19 protein-coding genes and 2 pseudogenes are annotated in these 14,886 nt (G+C 57.4%); 14 read left to right on the forward strand and 7 right to left on the reverse strand.

Features of this window, described 5'->3' with window-relative positions; genetic code table 11:
- The first annotated feature begins 77 nt into the window (after positions 1-77).
- The 11 genes and pseudogenes from H5V44_RS16345 (at position 78) to H5V44_RS16395 (ending at position 7,332) form a co-directional block, all read left to right on the forward strand.
- Complete coding sequence (locus tag H5V44_RS16345) at positions 78-299, forward strand: hypothetical protein (protein ID WP_185194245.1); 222 nt, start codon at positions 78-80, stop codon at positions 297-299.
- A gap of 54 nt (positions 300-353) precedes the next feature.
- Complete coding sequence (locus tag H5V44_RS16350; protein ID WP_185194201.1) at positions 354-653, forward strand: hypothetical protein; 300 nt, start codon at positions 354-356, stop codon at positions 651-653.
- 140 nt (positions 654-793) lie between these two features.
- On the forward strand, positions 794-1,480 hold the full coding sequence (locus tag H5V44_RS16355) for a DUF6166 domain-containing protein (RefSeq protein WP_185194202.1): 687 nt from the start codon (positions 794-796) through the stop codon (positions 1,478-1,480).
- Positions 1,480-1,635 carry a hypothetical protein gene (locus H5V44_RS16360; RefSeq protein ID WP_185194203.1) on the forward strand — a complete coding sequence of 52 codons (156 nt, stop codon included), beginning with the start codon at positions 1,480-1,482 and terminating at the stop codon, positions 1,633-1,635. Before H5V44_RS16355 ends, H5V44_RS16360 begins: the two co-directional genes overlap by 1 nt.
- Positions 1,632-2,120 carry a hypothetical protein gene (locus H5V44_RS16365; RefSeq protein WP_185194204.1) on the forward strand — a complete coding sequence of 163 codons (489 nt, stop codon included), beginning with the start codon at positions 1,632-1,634 and terminating at the stop codon, positions 2,118-2,120. The genes H5V44_RS16360 and H5V44_RS16365 overlap by 4 nt, the downstream gene beginning before the upstream one ends.
- Positions 2,121-2,339: 219 nt before the next feature.
- Positions 2,340-3,500, forward strand: a complete 1,161-nt coding sequence (locus H5V44_RS16370) for a hypothetical protein (RefSeq protein ID WP_185194205.1) — start codon at positions 2,340-2,342, stop codon at positions 3,498-3,500.
- A 184-nt stretch (positions 3,501-3,684) separates the two neighbouring features.
- Positions 3,685-3,957 carry a hypothetical protein gene (locus H5V44_RS16375; protein ID WP_185194206.1) on the forward strand — a complete coding sequence of 91 codons (273 nt, stop codon included), beginning with the start codon at positions 3,685-3,687 and terminating at the stop codon, positions 3,955-3,957.
- 619 nt (positions 3,958-4,576) lie between these two features.
- Positions 4,577-4,924, forward strand: a complete 348-nt coding sequence (locus H5V44_RS16380) for a hypothetical protein (RefSeq protein WP_185194207.1) — start codon at positions 4,577-4,579, stop codon at positions 4,922-4,924.
- Positions 4,925-5,011: 87 nt separating this feature from the next.
- Positions 5,012-5,931, forward strand: a pseudogene (locus H5V44_RS16385) (ImmA/IrrE family metallo-endopeptidase).
- 88 nt (positions 5,932-6,019) lie between these two features.
- Positions 6,020-6,835 (forward strand): hypothetical protein, encoded by an 816-nt coding sequence (locus H5V44_RS16390; protein ID WP_185194208.1) that lies wholly within the window; start codon positions 6,020-6,022, stop codon positions 6,833-6,835.
- Positions 6,836-7,008: 173 nt separating this feature from the next.
- A complete protein-coding gene (locus H5V44_RS16395; protein WP_185194209.1) occupies positions 7,009-7,332 on the forward strand; it encodes a hypothetical protein in 324 nt (107 codons plus the stop codon).
- Between the two features lie 72 nt (positions 7,333-7,404).
- Here the strand turns inward: H5V44_RS16395 and H5V44_RS18230 are convergent.
- Positions 7,405-7,806 (reverse strand): annotated as a pseudogene (locus tag H5V44_RS18230) (transcriptional regulator); the annotation flags it as partial.
- Positions 7,807-8,694: 888 nt separating this feature from the next.
- On the opposite strand from H5V44_RS18230, the gene H5V44_RS16405 reads away from it, so the two are divergent.
- The gene (locus H5V44_RS16405; RefSeq protein WP_185194211.1) at positions 8,695-10,020 is read left to right on the forward strand and encodes an orc1/cdc6 family replication initiation protein; all 1,326 of its coding nucleotides are present in this window, start codon (positions 8,695-8,697) and stop codon (positions 10,018-10,020) included.
- A 496-nt stretch (positions 10,021-10,516) separates the two neighbouring features.
- On the opposite strand, the gene H5V44_RS18235 is transcribed toward H5V44_RS16405, so the two are convergent.
- A complete protein-coding gene (locus H5V44_RS18235) occupies positions 10,517-10,756 on the reverse strand; it encodes a hypothetical protein (RefSeq protein ID WP_185194212.1) in 240 nt (79 codons plus the stop codon).
- A gap of 262 nt (positions 10,757-11,018) precedes the next feature.
- Between H5V44_RS18235 and H5V44_RS16415 the strand changes: the two genes are divergently transcribed.
- Both H5V44_RS16415 and H5V44_RS16420 read left to right on the forward strand, forming a co-directional pair.
- The gene (locus H5V44_RS16415) at positions 11,019-11,336 is read left to right on the forward strand and encodes a hypothetical protein (RefSeq protein ID WP_185194213.1); all 318 of its coding nucleotides are present in this window, start codon (positions 11,019-11,021) and stop codon (positions 11,334-11,336) included.
- Positions 11,333-11,605 carry a hypothetical protein gene (locus tag H5V44_RS16420; protein ID WP_185194214.1) on the forward strand — a complete coding sequence of 91 codons (273 nt, stop codon included), beginning with the start codon at positions 11,333-11,335 and terminating at the stop codon, positions 11,603-11,605. The genes H5V44_RS16415 and H5V44_RS16420 overlap by 4 nt, the downstream gene beginning before the upstream one ends.
- Here H5V44_RS16420 and queC read toward each other — a convergent pair.
- From queC to H5V44_RS16445, 5 genes are all read right to left on the reverse strand, one after another.
- Positions 11,593-12,288: a 7-cyano-7-deazaguanine synthase QueC gene (gene queC / locus H5V44_RS16425; RefSeq protein ID WP_185194215.1), complete on the reverse strand. Its 696-nt coding sequence runs from the start codon at positions 12,286-12,288 to the stop codon at positions 11,593-11,595. The genes H5V44_RS16420 and queC overlap by 13 nt on opposite strands.
- Complete coding sequence (folE, locus tag H5V44_RS16430) at positions 12,281-12,886, reverse strand: GTP cyclohydrolase I (protein ID WP_185194216.1); 606 nt, start codon at positions 12,884-12,886, stop codon at positions 12,281-12,283. Before folE ends, queC begins: the two co-directional genes overlap by 8 nt.
- Positions 12,883-13,659 (reverse strand): 7-carboxy-7-deazaguanine synthase QueE, encoded by a 777-nt coding sequence (locus H5V44_RS16435; protein WP_185194217.1) that lies wholly within the window; start codon positions 13,657-13,659, stop codon positions 12,883-12,885. Before H5V44_RS16435 ends, folE begins: the two co-directional genes overlap by 4 nt.
- Positions 13,659-14,120, reverse strand: coding sequence for a 6-pyruvoyl trahydropterin synthase family protein (locus H5V44_RS16440; protein WP_185194218.1), 462 nt, complete (start codon positions 14,118-14,120; stop codon positions 13,659-13,661). Before H5V44_RS16440 ends, H5V44_RS16435 begins: the two co-directional genes overlap by 1 nt.
- A gap of 95 nt (positions 14,121-14,215) precedes the next feature.
- Complete coding sequence (locus H5V44_RS16445) at positions 14,216-14,770, reverse strand: transcription initiation factor IIB family protein (RefSeq protein WP_185194219.1); 555 nt, start codon at positions 14,768-14,770, stop codon at positions 14,216-14,218.
- Positions 14,771-14,886 lie beyond the last annotated feature (116 nt).

Raw genomic sequence — 14,886 nt, forward strand, 5'->3', positions numbered from 1 at the left:
GCTATCGCTGAGAAGGGACGCCCAGAGAGAACCGACGCTGTTTGTCCTCGCCTCAGCAGGAGCGGAGGCGACCATCCATAAGCGACACAGGAGGGCGCGATCCAGACTCGAACGAACTGTCACCAGAACAACGCCTCGAACCCCAGAATACGCGACTCATCAACGCCGGCATCGTGACGATTCACGATATGGAGACGCTGCGAGCCTGCGTCGCCTACGAGAACGCGAATCAGCAGCGCGTCCAGATCCTCCGCCGACTCGAACAGCGGGCCAGCGAAATCCGCGAAGAAAACGATTGAATCGATAGTCGTGGGCTGTTTGTCGGAGCCTCGGTGGGTGGAGGCTCAATCCAGATGAGCGATCGACCAGAAATCGAGATTCACCGACAGACTGCGTTCGGTGACGATGGCCAACTCGAAGTAACCGAAACGAGCGTCGAGACCTCACTCAAGGATTTCGGCGCTGACGTGGATCATCGCGACCGAGATTCGCGTCTTGACCAGCCCGAGGCGAGTGAGTTCGGCGTCGACGATCGACCCGAAGTGGAGCAAACATCCGAGGGAGATCAGTCAACCCTCTTCGCTGATACGGACGAGGATCAGCAAACCCTCAACGGTGAGGATGCGGCCGCTCGCTGTCTCTTCAATGAATAAACTGCCCCTATTGATTAGTCATCCGTCGAAATATTGTAGTCTGAGTGCTAATTTTGAAGCGACGCTGAGGGCCTAATAGCCGGTGGGTTTTTTCAGCCTCCAGCAGGGGTGCGGGGAATCCGAATGCCCGCATTCAACCGATGGAGATGAATCCGACTACCGACCCACGAACAGTCGTACAGGATGCGAGTGAGCGATGGCAGGCGAGTACAGACCGCGTTGAGTACGTCGGGATGCGTGTCGACGGAACGCCGGTAGTACTGAACCTTACCACACACGAACGCCTCTCCCCTAATCGAAGTCTCGGTCTCGTGCGGCATAGCCCGGCGGGATTCGACTGGGGCTATACGGGAAGCGGACCGGCACAGCTCGCCTGTGCGATCCTCCTCGATTACACCGACGACGAAACCGTCGCCGAGGAACACTACATCCAGTTCCGCGACGACGTGGTCAGTCAGTTGCTGTGTGATGGGCCGGCCGACTGCTGGCACCTCACCGGGGAGGATATCGAGGCGGCACTCGCCGAATTCGAAGAGTACCAAGCACTCACGCCAGATGGTGGGACGCCGTCATCGTCACTGCCGGCGAATTGGAGTGCGGTGAGCCGGACAGATCGGACAGTCTTCCAACGTCGGGATATCGACCACTACGTCGTCCTCGCCGAAGGGAGCGAAGAGTGGTTGATCATACTTTGTGCGCAGGAGGACCGGGCGTATCCCGCCCCGCTTGACCATCGAACACTTCCGGTCGAGAACGATCCTGCTGCAGCCGTGCAGGCACTCGTCGCTGAGAGTAACGACCTCGTCGAGCCAGAGGAGGACATCTGATGGAGAACATCCGACTCTCGCGGGCCACGTACCAACTCATCGAACGCGCCATCACGGCGCTGGAGTGCATCGGCCGAGAACTCGAGCGATACAACGACCGGCACGAGCTAACAGTTGGGAAAGACACCGACGAGACGAATCCCGGCGAATCATGACTGACGAAGCGACGCTCGACGACTTCGAGACCGAGACATCATCTGGAGAGTCCCGCTCGCTCACGCTGGAAGAGCGACTCCTCACCCCGATCTCCCCGTCCATCGGTCTGTGGGTGATTGCCGGGCACGGCGATCCGCTCTATCTCCAAAATCGGGGAACAGACCGGTATCTCTTCCGCGACGATCACGACCGGTGGTTCATCCTTCAACCCTCAGCGAAGGACTCAGAAGCAGCGTTCGTCCGCTGGGTGTATCTCCCAGCAGACCGGCCCGAACGGCTGGCGCAGTCGGCGCTTCGTCGACGGACAGTAATCGGCTATAATTACGTTCAGCGGTCGGCCGCACCAGATCCAGTCAGGTCGACGGTGACGGCGATGTTCGTCACGGAACCGTGGTCCGACACCGCCTACGAGTGTGGGTCGTGTGAGGCGCTGTTCGACACGGCACAAGAGCACGCCCTGCACTGCTGGGACGACCATCCATAGGTACCAAATCCTGAACAGGTGCGCCGTCGACGCCACGCCGACGAGTGAATTGAAGAGCCGAAGCCAAGTGTCGGGACCGTCCAGATGATTAACCAACAGTACTGGATTCTTGGGTAGAATGTTGGTTAAGAGTGGTTGTTTTTGCGCCCGTGAGAGGGGCGCAGGGCGCGTGATGAGAGCGCCGGTGCGGATGACGAATTCGATTTCGAGGTGACTGCAATGAAAGACCCAGAATCCAGAACCGTGTTCGCTGGCGTCGACGGACGAACCGATACGGAACTACCCGACTGGTACCGCCGGAAGAAAACGGTCGACGAACCGAAGTCCTTCGCCGAGACGATTCGTGACCTCCCGCAGGCCGTCGAGACGACAGTCGCATACCGGAATCCCTACTCTGACGAGTGGGTCGAAACGGAGCGCTTCAACGCCCTGGTCGAGCCGACAAGAGCGCGCGACCACGCGACAGACGGCGAGCCCGACGCAGACCCACTATTTCACGTCCCCACGGACAGTTACGCGATCATTAACCCGGTGGATGTGTACAGGCCCTTGGAAGAGGTCCTTCGCGAGGAGACCATCGACGGGACGCCGCTCGGTGACGTGATGTTCGGCGAGATCCGGCGCTACCGGGGCGGCGGCGAGGTCCATATGGACGTGATGTTCGACGGCCTCGAAGTCCGGCTGCCGGGGCGGTCAGACCCGATCACGATGGGCGTCACGTCGGGCTACGACTTCTTCGGCGAGCACGCCGTCTACGTGGAGGGCTTCGCTCAGGACGGCTACTGCTCGAACACGATGCGCTCGCTCACCGACAAGGAGGTCATCAAGCACGTCGGCGACGTGCGGAATTTCCGCACCTGGTGGGAGGAGATCCTCGCACAGGTCGAACTCGTCGCCGACGACCTCTTCGAGTTCATCCGTGACGCCCAGGACATCGACCTCGACTTCTCGGAGCTCCCGTTCACCGTCACGGAGTTCTACAGTCTGCTCGGCTTCCCGGACTACCTGGCCGAGCGCGCCGCCGGCGATGCAGAAGCCAATGCGGCGTCCCCCTTCGAGATCGACATGTGGACGCTGCATTCCGGCGCCACGTTCGCGCTCACTCACTTCTTCCAGGGGAAAGAAGGGGCGTCCCTCGATCAGTACGTTCGAATCGCCAACGACATCCTGTTCAACCCGGAAGGCACGATCGAGCGCATCGAGCAGGCGTACGAGCAGCAGTTAGCGGCGGGCGGGGACGACGGGTCACAGGCCTCGCTGGCCGGCGAACGAGCGCTGGCGAGCATCGAGCGAGTCAGCGACGACCTGCAGGAGAAAGTCGAGCAGTTCGAAGAACGCGAGGACGCGCTGCGTGAGCGGTTCCAAGACGCGATGAGCTGACATCACGGCGATGCTGTAATCGCCGGTCTGTTTCTCTCCCCCTCAAGGGGTGGAGGCCAACAAGGTAGAAAACCTGCGAACAGCCATAGGAGTGACGACAACTTCTCAATATGAAATTCCTACAGGCGCCCCGTGTTCAGTATACCTATGAACCTATGAATACAAGAACCAATTCAAACACAGAATGACCGAGCGACATTTCGACTCTGAAAACGAGTTCAGAGAGTTCATCGCCGACGTAGCCGATGAGTATCGTGCTGACGCTGATGAGTGGGGTACGTACGAGGCTGCCACTGCGCTCTATGACGAGTATGACCTCTGCCCGTGGAGTATCACCACGTACCTCGAATCCAATGTCCCGTATGACGAACTTTCCGGTCCGGATCCGCGGGATATGCTGACCCACGAAGCTTGCCTCTGTATTGAACAATTGCTGACTAAGATCTACAAGCAATAGACGGAAACAACCAATATCATCATAATTTTTTGACATAACCGAATCGTACAATCAACATCAGATCGACAGAAGTTATCCCGTAGAACGGATTTAACGGATGAGGAGCTACAAATAATGGACGAGTCGCCTTTCGTACAGGCACAGTCTCGTATCTACACGGCACCGCGAGAACGGACATCTCGCAGAACTATGGCAAGTTCCAGTTTCATTTAAATTTCCCCGGTCACACCATCCCACCTGTACGGACCGAAGGGACCGACGCCGCGCTGTATGTTCGTAGTAACGTCGACTTCGACGACTAACAACTCGCTACCAAGGCCACGACCACGCTCCCATCGCGACCGGGCGGGGACACCTATCTGTATGTCTTCGACGGCGCAGTCGAGATTGGCGATGGGTCGGCCAGGTTCACCGAGAGCGCACTCATAACTGGCGGCGATGACGTGACCGTCACAGCCACCGAGGACGCCACCGTTACCACGTTCAGCATTAATCCCAGCGCGCCAGTCACTCGCCAGGACAGCATCAGCCGTGGAGATACTGACACACCGACTGTGGCTGTTTTTCGTGCCCCCGAGAGGGCGAGGGCTCCTTCGAAAACTCTCAGAGGTGACTTCCAGTGAGTCAACAACAGAGTCCCGACAACGTCTCGATCGACGAGATTCCGGTCGATATCGACAACACGCAATCAGCGGAGGTCGATTCCGCCGACGTCCCCGACGAAATCGAATCTATCACCCGTGGGCTCGCCGGCGAGCAGCCGCCGACGAATCCGCTCGTCGTGCTGAAAGCGGCCCGGTGGTGGTACATTCACGGCAAGGGCGGCACGGATCCCGCCTTCCAGTGGGCCATCGAGTGGGCGCGTCATCTTGCGACCGACACGCCTAGTGACATCGAGCGGTTCGACGAGTTCCTCGAGTACCTCGTCTCGGTTGGCTTTGCGAACGAACGCCACGAACTCCGCTGACCGACAGAGCGGTTTTTTGAACGCCCCTGAGGGGTGCGGCGCGGTTTAAACAGACGCAGTCGCCGTGAACTCGATTCGGTGATCACGATGTCTACGACCAGAGACTCGTCGGTCTCCTTCGACCAGACCGACACGCGATCAGACGAGATGAACAGTGGATCGACGAGCTCGTCGCCGGCGTCGACGACGCACAGGCCAGCGACGAGTTCCAGGAGTGGCTCGACGTCCAGAGTCGCTTCCACGACTACTCCTACCGGAACACGCTCCTCATCAAGCGGCAGTGTCCCGAGGCGAGCCGGGTGGCGGGCTACCGGACGTGGCAGGAGGAGTTCGATCGGCACGTCCAGGAAGGGGAGTCGGCCATCTGGATCTGGGCGCCGATCATCACCACGCAGTGCCCGGAGTGCGAGAATTCGCCGAGCTACCACGAAGAGAGCGACTGTGGGTACGACGAGACGCCGCCCGAGAAGTGGTCAGAGGGCCTCGTCGGGTTCAAGCCTGCGCCGGTGTTCGACGTCTCTCAGACCGAGGGAGAACCACTTCCCGACCTCGACACGGAAGCCACCGGAGACGCCGGCGACCTCGTTGCTCGGCTGATCGGGATTGCCGACGAACTTGGCGTGACGGTTCGGATCGTTCCCGACGAAGAGTGGACCCACGGCGAGGCGAAGGGCATCTGCGAGCAGCTGAGCCTCGTCGACGTCCAGCCGCTCGTCGAGGTTTGCGATCGGGAGAACGACGCCGATCTCGCCCGGACGCTGATTCACGAGTACGCCCACGCCCTGCTCCACTTCGACGTCGACGACGACACAGAGCGGTCGAAGCGCGAAGTCGAGGCCGAAGCCGTCGCGTACGTCGTCGGGCGCTACTGCGGGCTGGACACCAGTGGGTCAGCGTTCTACCTCGCCGCGTGGGAGTCGGACGATCCCGAGATCGTTCGCGACCGTCTCGACCGGATCAGTTCCACAGCAGAAGAACTCATCGACGCTCTCGACAGCGCCGCTTAACCAACAAGAAGGGCCGTCAGCCTACTATGTTGGTTAAGTCTTTCAGTGCCCGCAGAGGGGCGGAGGCACCCACCGGAGACCACGACCGATGACCGATAGATACCTTTCCGCCGTTCTTGAGGAAGCAGAACAGATCGCAACCCACCACGAACAGGTCGCCCAATCATCAGACCATCCGGAACACGAGTATCTCCGGTACGCCGTCCTTCGGCTGCTCGAAGACGAGGCTGACGACACATCGGTGGAGGTACCGCAGATTGACGGCGTGACTGTCGGCTACGGAGAGGACAAGGCGATGTACGAGAGTTGGGATGACGACATCGAGTGGTGGGAGACGGTTTCGCCGCAGGCGGAGTGTACCCGTTTCCGGGTGTTCTACCCCGACGAGTACGACGCTGTTCCGCGGGTCATCGTCGACGTGATGGCAGTACTCGGGGCGTGGCGTGTCTGGACTGGGAGCGCTGCCGCCTGTGGCTCCTACGACCATCGCGAACGGCGGGAAGTACATTATCTGTGGCCGGAAGGCCATCCGGTTGAGGGCCTGCTTGCGAATCGGCTCCAGGATCCCGAAGCGGCGGTTGCCCCAGACGGCGGCCGCACCGGCGACGTACGCGATCGGATGGTCGTCACGGAGCACTCGCCCCAGCACAACGATCTCGAGCCGCGAACTCGACGCGCCATCGACGAAGCAATGGAAGTCTCGCTGCTCGAAAAAGGCGGCCGGTACGAGGTCCGATCGGCGTCAGGACACTGGTACGAAGTCGACGTGATCAGCGAATCGTGTACGTGTCCAGACTGGCGGAAGCGTACGCCCAAGGGCGGCTGTAAACATCTCCGACGAGTCGATCAGGAGATCAAGCAGGGGCGGGTCCCACGACCTGATGGGCGTCTCCCCCCGAACTAGTAGAATCATCCAGAGTCCGAGAATGCTCGAAGGGCTGTAACATCAGACGAAAGTTATTGATGAAGAGTTTCGAGTAGTGTTACTGCTGCTGGAGGACATTGTGAGTGGTTGGTTTCGGTTTAACCAACAAAACTATGCTTCGTGCCTCTGTGTTGGTTAATACAGATTGGCCTATGTCCTACGAGCCACCGACGCCCCCAGCGGACCTCCCCACAGATGCCATCGACACACTCGACGACTACTCGCCCGAGCTGCTCCGAGACGTTGCACACTATGCCGAGGAACTCGCTGAATACCGTGAGCGTGAAGATCGCCTTGCCGAAGCGGACGAAGAAGACGAAATCGACGAACGCCCCGACGATCTTCCCGATGACATCCCCTCGAAAGCGACGATCACGATCAAGGAGATCAACGACAACCGCTACTACTACTGGCAGTGGCGGGATGGAGAAAAAATTCGATCTAAATATAAAGGTCCCGTCAATCCCGACGAGTAGAGGAAATCGAAGTCCGTTCGAATGACCTGTTTTCGGGATGATACCCCATCTGCGAAGTGAAAGACGGGAGGGTCAGCCCTCGGGTCGGGGAGCGGTTTCGTAGCGTATGTTGTCGTCGGTCTTCTTCACTCGGTCGGAGTTCTCTCGGAGTGTGTCTTGCGCTCGGAGTGGCTTGTGCTCCTCGAGGAACTGCCGACCACTCTCACTGATACCGTAGAACTTGTACGGCAGGTCGTTCTGCCGACGGTCCTCCGGCAGGACCACCTCCTCGACGATGCGGACGTTGACGAGCGGCTGGAGGTGCTGACGAATCGTCGTCTGGCTCTTGTTCAGGTTGACGTAGTCGAGTCACATTAGTGTCGACAGTTCCGATGGATGCCTGAGGATATCCTGGAGGAGCGAGAAGCGCGTCTCCTGGGTGACGACGTTGAGCCGCTCCCGAACGGACTCTAGGTCGCCGGGCGTGTGGTCGGAGTAATAGGTTCAGGAGACGCGCCTCTATCGACTTGTTCAACAAAGCTACCTGCATACAGGGAGTCACCTTTATCGATTTGTTCAGCGTGAAGTCGTCCACGGAAGACCAGTATCGAGCCAGTAGATCGAAAATGCCGAAATTGGTAAAGAGGTGGCTATAGACGTGGTCGGCCGCATCCATCGTGACCGTGTCGGTAGAACCACACACCCACCCCTATCGATTTGTTCTGGCGAGAAAGGACGGGGAGGGGAGAGTTGATCGTGAGGAACTCACGTAGATATGGCACATCAGGATGAAGTTCTTCGACAGAACCGGTCTTTATTACCTCGGTGCCTACCATATTTGGCATACGGGAAGAGTATGAGACAAATCGATAGGGGTGTGTAGAGTGGATAGCTTGGGAAACAGCGAGAACAACAAGGCACCTCGCTATGGTACCACCAGGTTCCCTGAGTCCGGTCTCCGTCCCCTGATTTCTCGATTATTAATTAGGTATCTGATTAGGTGAGAAACGAAGTGAAGGAATGCAGTTAGAACAAATCGATAGAGGTGTGTTCTACTAATCAGCTAGTAGCTAGAACTAGAAAGAAGAGAAAGGAAGGGTGTATGCAGTTCCCGGCTCCGTACTAATCGTGTGGTAGAGACAGCGTTAGTCCGTTCGAAGTTCTCTCACTCTTCCCCTCCTTTGTAATTAGAACAAATCGATAGGGGTGAGAGGGTGTTCGGGAGTTCTTCTGGATCAATCGAGACAAAGGGTCCATAACAAATCGTCGGAGGTTGCGGAGGACAACGGAGTAACCCTCTGATATCTTGGTTCTGAACGTTATATTGGTAGAAAAGAAATCGACAGGGGAATCTTTTAGTATTGTGACAAGGTGGGATCTGATATGCCCACGGATCCTGGCTCCGAGGAGATCACCGATTCCACGGGTTCTATCAAAGATCTCATTCTCGAACAGGAAGAGGCCGCGAGTCTCATCAAGAACCGGTCACTCCTTGAACCGAACGAGATCGTCGACGAAGAACGTATCGTCGGTCGTGACACGCAGCTCACCGATATTACTCAACACCTCCGCGTCGCAATAAGTAACGAACGACCGCCGAATCTTCTCCTCTATGGCCCTTCTGGGACCGGGAAATCTCTTATCATCAACGCCGTCTGTCAGAACATCGTCGAACTCTGCGAAAACCGCGATATTCGGTTCGGCGTCATCCAAATGAACTGCCAGAACGTGGGAACCCTCGGCGCAGCTGTCTACGAACTTGCGCGAAAGGTGGCGAACGACATCGGAACGACTGTCGACGTCCCGGAACACGGGGTTCCAAACAAGAAAAAATGGCGCGAACTCTACCGTCTGATCAACGACCACTACGATACAGTCGTATTCATTCTCGATGAACTCGACATGCTCGTCGGTCGTCGGGATAAGGACGAGCCAGCCTTCTCTCGCCTTCTCTATCAACTCTCTCGTGCTGGAAGCACCGACGAGATTACGGCTCAGGTCTCCGTGACTGCGATCACGAACGACACGAAGATGATGGAGAGTGTGGGGAGCCGGGCTCTCAGTTCATTCACTCCCGAAGACGTTCATTTTAGTGACTATGATGCCAACCAACTCCGGGAAATCCTTCGGGCTCGGGAGGACGCTTTCCACGAGGATGCACTCAGCGATGATGTCATCCCGCTCGCAGCAGCATTCGCCGCCCAAACTAATGGGGACGCGAGGAAGGCGATCGACCTGATGCGAACAGCAGGCTCGATTGCAGAAAAAACAGGTGCGGACGAAGTCCGTGAGGAGCACGTTCGAGAGGCTCAAGATAAGGTTGAGAAGAACCGCGTGTTGGAGGTGACGCGTGGGATTAGTACGCAGAAGAAGCTCTGTCTGTTCGCGACCGCAGCTGTGGCCCGTGAGGCCGGAACTGGTGCAGCAAAGAGCCCGATTGGATACCGGGTGTATCAGTACCTGACGGGTACTCTGGATTCGGATCAGTACCACCAGGAGACGTACGTGAACAAGATGAAAGAACTCACGACGTATTCGTTGGTTGAGACAGAGCGGAAGAGTCAGGGACCACACTCGGGCAGCTACCTCGAGTTCACGTTTGGTGAGAACCCGGAAACTATCATCGAGACGCTTCGAGAGGATTCACGACTTGACGATGTCCACGGGGACGAACTCCGCACCGTCGTGAACGCACAACTCAATCAGTAGGTCGTTGCTTGAACAAGTCGATAGGGGTGAGGGTGTTATCGATGGCTCAGTTCTATCGGTAACTCAGCTTTTCGTATTTGAGAGCTAACATATTTCGAGGGAGGAGAGACACACGAAGCGGTCTACTGACGCCTCATTTGGGAACGACCGTATCACGAGTTGCGCTTGCTTGGGTCAGGTTGCTATCGCCCCCCGAATTGTGGCCGACACTACGCGGTCAATCTTACTACAGTTCGTTTCCGGTTGGTTGCCATCGTGTGGTTCATTTCATCTAACCAACGTTCGAAACTGAGTTGATAATAGAAACAAATCGATAGGGGTGGGTCTACAGAGTGTGGTGGTTAGTCACACAACAAATCGATAGGGGCGACTGTTCAGCAGTTCGGGTCACTGATATTCCAGATGTCGTTGATACTTCTGGGATCCTCCGACTGGTCGATCTCGCCGAGGATGCCAGCGGTTCGCGGGCCGTCGTTGGAGTCTGTCGACGGGTTCGTCATATAATCTCAACTACCGGTGGATGCCGATGGCCGCGGCGAGAGCGTTGAGAACCTGACAGAGAGTGTAGAACCCGGGTGTAGTTGCGCCAATAGCCGGCGTATGTGGTCTCGATATTGAGGAGCTCTTCGCGGAACCGTTTAGTGACGAGCTTCGAGATGTAGGTCTTGCCGATGCCGCTGGGTTCGGTGACGATGGCCGTGTCGGCGGATTCCCTGTTCGTAATGAGCTCAAGCACGCTGGAAAGATGTTTGACTTGCGTCGCGATGCTCTACTTCCACAAACACCGGCACGTACGCCGCCACGGAAACGCAGTTCACCACATCGAACTGTGGCGGATGGGAGATCCCGGCTGAGGTCCGTCGCCGGCTCGTACCGTACAACACGATTCGCCTCACTGACGGCGAACCGGATCTGCTCGATATTGGAGTGTCTGCCGTAGAATATTTGATATAGAACCAGACGCGTATACTTATGAGCGACGCCGTTTATTAGCCTGTATGCCAGCGAGTGAGACTGACGCACTCGACTATTATCCGCCTGGGTGGACGGAGCATATTCACGATGAGTACTATATCGAGTGGGTGTACGGGGATGATGAAACCATTCTCGTCCGACTTGACGGAACGATGGGTGAAGATGATTACTCAGTAACTCCAATTACCGGGGTGAATACTGACGACGAGGAATTCGTAACAAGGCCTATCGAAAGGCTCTCACGAGAGGAAGCATTTGAAGTCGCAGCGACCCTCATTTATGCGATGAATGGTACGGCAGGCCGGTTAGCAGGTGAAAGCGAATTTACTGGGGACCGATGAGTCGGCAGCACTTTGAGTCCGAATCCGACCTCAGAGACTTCGTTACCGATGTCGCTGACGAGTACCGCGCCGATGCTGACGAGTGGAGCACATACGAAGCCGCCACCGCACTCTACGAGAACCACGACCTCTGCTCGTGGAGCATCACCACACACCTCGAATCTAATGTCCCGTACGACGAACTCTCCGGCCCCGACCCGCGGGATATGCTCGTCCACGAAGCCTATCTATGTCTTGAAGAGCTGTTGACGGAAATTTACGACGAGTAGGTCGGTCGCTCGGCGTAGTCTATCGGATCGCTTGATCCGGCGTTTCGGAAGGCTTCTAGCCGGAACGCACAGGCATCACACGTCCCACACGCGGGCGCTTCGTCTTGGTAACACGACCAGGTTATCTCGTAGGGCACATCCAGTTCAAGTCCGCGCTCAGCGATCTCTGTTTTCGACCACTCGACGAACGGTGCGAGCAATTCGATTTCCGTTTCTGGTTTCGTTCCAACATCGATCACTTGTTGGAACGCCTCGAAAAACGCCGGGCGGCAATCCGGGTACCCGGAGAAATCTTCTGAATGCGCGCCGATGAAGACGGCCGAACAGTCGTTCGCTTCGGCGTAGGAGACGGCCATCGACAATAGGTTCGCATTCCGGAATGGCACGTACGACGCCGGGATCTCATCACTGTCCAGGTCTGCCTCTTCCACGTCAATTTCTTCGTCAGTCAGACTCGATGCGCCGATCGCAGCGAGATGCTCTGTTTCGATATGTAGGAAATCAGCCGCTCCGACTTCCTCAGCCAACGACTTCGCACACTCATACTCCTTGATCTCCGTCTGCTGCCCGTACGACGTGTGCAGGAAGTACGGCTCATACCCTCGTTCCATCGCCTCGTATACCGCTGTCGCACTATCCATCCCGCCGGACACCAGAATCACCGCGCGTTTCTCGTTACTCATAGGAATCAACCGCCGAACGGAACCGCCGCCGTTCGTTGTCAGTTAGTTCACCGACTGTCGCCTGCGTCGTCGTCTCGGTCGCTGTCTCAATACCACGCATCGCCTCGCACAGGTGCCTGGCCGAAATCTCAACCCGGACCGCCTCTGGGTCGAGTTCGTCTCCGAGCCCTGCAGCGATATCCTGAGTCAGTCTCTCCTGGACAGTCAGTCGCCTGGACTGCCACCGAACGTATCGTGCGAGTTTCGATAACCCCACGACAGCCCCGTCAGGCCGGTACGCGATGTGCGCGACACCGTGGTACGGGAGCAGATGGTGCTCACACAGGCTGTATACAGGAATCCCCGTCTTGATCACCACATCCACCGCGTCACCGCCAGTATCGAACGCACGCAACTCAGGTTTCGCACTCTCGCGCTCGCCTTCAGTCAGCGTCTCCAACGCAGCAGGGACCCGACGCTGCCACGTCTCTTTGAGCCCCTCACGCTCCGGATCCTCACCCACTGCTTCCAACAACAGCCGCATCGCCCGCTGTACCTTCTCCTGATTGACCCCGCTTAGGTCATCCACACCGTCCGGGTGATACTGTTGCTCCGTCATGTCCCTGGCGCGTCGTTCCACAGATCAACGTGCAACCGTGGGGTGTACCGATACCCGTACTCCATCGCCAACTCCGCCACCGCATTCCGCCGCGCATCCAACGCCTCGCGCGTCATCCCTTCCGGCATCAACAACACCTCGTCGTTCGAGACTGTCGTTTCGGCTGCTGCACGAACCTGTTCCACCACGTCCTCGATTTCAGGCATATCATCCACCCCGGTTACAACGAACTTCAATTGACTCTCATACGCATCAACCAGATCGGCGAGCGCATCCACATCGATCCGACGCTGTTCGTGCCGCTCCGCCCACTCCCCCTCACCTTTCGGATCCCGTTCCGCTGTCGGTGTACTACTGGTGAGTTTCGGACTGATACTCGCCAAATCAATTTGCGCGTCGCGGTAGATCGTTCCGTTTGTTTCCACCGTCGTGTGATAGCCCTGCTCCGCTAATTCGTCGAGAAGCCCGACGCTCTCCTCATACATCATCGGTTCCCCACCCGTGAGCACGACGTGCTCAGCAGCCTCGAAGGAAGCCACCTCATCAACGATCTCGTCGATGGACAGCCACGCACCGGTCGGCTCCCACGAAGTGTGGTAGGAGTCACAGAACCAACACCGAAGATTACAGCCGGATATCCGAACGAACACCGATGGGGTGCCCGCCAGGGTTCCTTCCCCTTGTAGTGAGTAGAATACCTCATTGACCGGCAGCGCTGCCGCATCCGGCGGCGCGTCAGACCCGATGTCCGCAATATCACTTGCAACAGGCATCAGTACGTCGCACAGAGCTCGCCTGTTTCCCGAACAGTCGCTGACACGCTATTCACATTGTCCGGAAGAGCGTCCAAGAGTTTCCGTTCCAAAACAACCGACATCACTTCTGCAGTCGGTGGATGCTCAAGAACCACGAGCGCATCACCGTCTCCCGACGCTTCGAACGCCTCGATAAGCGGATCGCCTTCCTTTACCAGAAACTTGTGATCCCACTCAGCAAGAATATCGGTAACAACTCCCTTATCAACGATCCAGCCCTCCTCGGTCAAGCTTCCTGAGACTTCAATAGTCACCTCGTAGTTGTGCCCGTGCGGCCGAGAGCACTTCCCATCGTGATGGAGAATTCGATGCCCTGCACTGATCCGAATCGGAGAATCACCACCGATCTGCAGGGTCCGCTCATTCATACCTATATTGTGGGTATGACTCGAAGCCTCTCCCGATATTCTCTCAACCATACTCAGGTATTACTTAGGGATTTTATAAAGGTATTCTTTGAGTGACTGTAGTCGTCGCGACGAGCAGGCAACAACGGTGAAAGATGGTACTGTATTTATTCAGTCGAGACGACGCCTGTGTTATCCAGCAACTCCCCCTTCTCTGTACTGATCGTGCTTCGAGCGACGTCAAAGACGTTTGCGAGGGCATCTAGCGTCGGACGCCTGTCCCACTCCACACACTCATATGCGGCGTGTAGTGCTCCTGCTGCCAGCGTTCTCGGTGAGGTTCCGCGATGGGCGCCGTCCCCGTGTATGTACGTTCGGAGGATCTCTTTGGCCCTGCGTTCGACACGCGTAGGAACGGAAAGTTCGGATACTGCCTTCGGGAGAAATGTTTCCGGGCGCTCCGGCGGAATGGTGATACCCAGTTCAGCCGTCAGTGCACCCCGAGCGACGCGAATCTGGTCGTCCGTAGCGCGGGAGACGTTGCGCAGTTCGCGGCCTGAGACGGGAATCCTCTGGGGACTTTGCCTAATGCTAGCGAGGAGACACGCGGTGACGAACCCCTCAACGGATCGACCCGTGATACTCCCGGCAGTCTTTGCTTTTCGGTAGAACCGTGCTGCCTCTTCCAGTTCCGGTGTGGGGACATCGAACGCAGCACCCATACGGCGAATTTCGCCGAGAGCGTAGTCGAGACGACACTGCTCTGCTGTCCGGCCGTGCGTCCACCCGGTGTTTCGGGATAGGCGGTGCTGGGGACTGGATTGGGTGAGACCGGCCC

The sequence above is a fragment of the Halobellus ruber genome, from assembly GCF_014212355.1.
In the GTDB taxonomy this organism is placed as follows: domain Archaea; phylum Halobacteriota; class Halobacteria; order Halobacteriales; family Haloferacaceae; genus Haloquadratum; species Haloquadratum rubrum.

What these genes read in the sequence shown, in the direction of transcription:
- H5V44_RS16405 (WP_185194211.1), top strand. Translation starts at nt 8,695, where the DNA reads ATGCCCACGGATCCTGGCTCCGAGGAGATCACCGATTCCACGGGTTCT.
- H5V44_RS16350 (WP_185194201.1), top strand. Translation starts at nt 354, where the DNA reads ATGAGCGATCGACCAGAAATCGAGATTCACCGACAGACTGCGTTCGGT.
- H5V44_RS16440 (WP_185194218.1), bottom strand. Translation starts at nt 14,120, where the DNA reads ATGGTTGAGAGAATATCGGGAGAGGCTTCGAGTCATACCCACAATATA.
- H5V44_RS16415 (WP_185194213.1), top strand. Translation starts at nt 11,019, where the DNA reads ATGCCAGCGAGTGAGACTGACGCACTCGACTATTATCCGCCTGGGTGG.
- H5V44_RS16365 (WP_185194204.1), top strand. Translation starts at nt 1,632, where the DNA reads ATGACTGACGAAGCGACGCTCGACGACTTCGAGACCGAGACATCATCT.
- H5V44_RS16395 (WP_185194209.1), top strand. Translation starts at nt 7,009, where the DNA reads ATGTCCTACGAGCCACCGACGCCCCCAGCGGACCTCCCCACAGATGCC.
- H5V44_RS16390 (WP_185194208.1), top strand. Translation starts at nt 6,020, where the DNA reads ATGACCGATAGATACCTTTCCGCCGTTCTTGAGGAAGCAGAACAGATC.
- folE (WP_185194216.1), bottom strand. Translation starts at nt 12,886, where the DNA reads ATGACGGAGCAACAGTATCACCCGGACGGTGTGGATGACCTAAGCGGG.
- H5V44_RS16375 (WP_185194206.1), top strand. Translation starts at nt 3,685, where the DNA reads ATGACCGAGCGACATTTCGACTCTGAAAACGAGTTCAGAGAGTTCATC.
- queC (WP_185194215.1), bottom strand. Translation starts at nt 12,288, where the DNA reads ATGAGTAACGAGAAACGCGCGGTGATTCTGGTGTCCGGCGGGATGGAT.
- H5V44_RS16435 (WP_185194217.1), bottom strand. Translation starts at nt 13,659, where the DNA reads ATGCCTGTTGCAAGTGATATTGCGGACATCGGGTCTGACGCGCCGCCG.
- H5V44_RS16370 (WP_185194205.1), top strand. Translation starts at nt 2,340, where the DNA reads ATGAAAGACCCAGAATCCAGAACCGTGTTCGCTGGCGTCGACGGACGA.
- H5V44_RS16420 (WP_185194214.1), top strand. Translation starts at nt 11,333, where the DNA reads ATGAGTCGGCAGCACTTTGAGTCCGAATCCGACCTCAGAGACTTCGTT.
- H5V44_RS16445 (WP_185194219.1), bottom strand. Translation starts at nt 14,770, where the DNA reads ATGGGTGCTGCGTTCGATGTCCCCACACCGGAACTGGAAGAGGCAGCA.
- H5V44_RS16360 (WP_185194203.1), top strand. Translation starts at nt 1,480, where the DNA reads ATGGAGAACATCCGACTCTCGCGGGCCACGTACCAACTCATCGAACGC.
- H5V44_RS16355 (WP_185194202.1), top strand. Translation starts at nt 794, where the DNA reads ATGGAGATGAATCCGACTACCGACCCACGAACAGTCGTACAGGATGCG.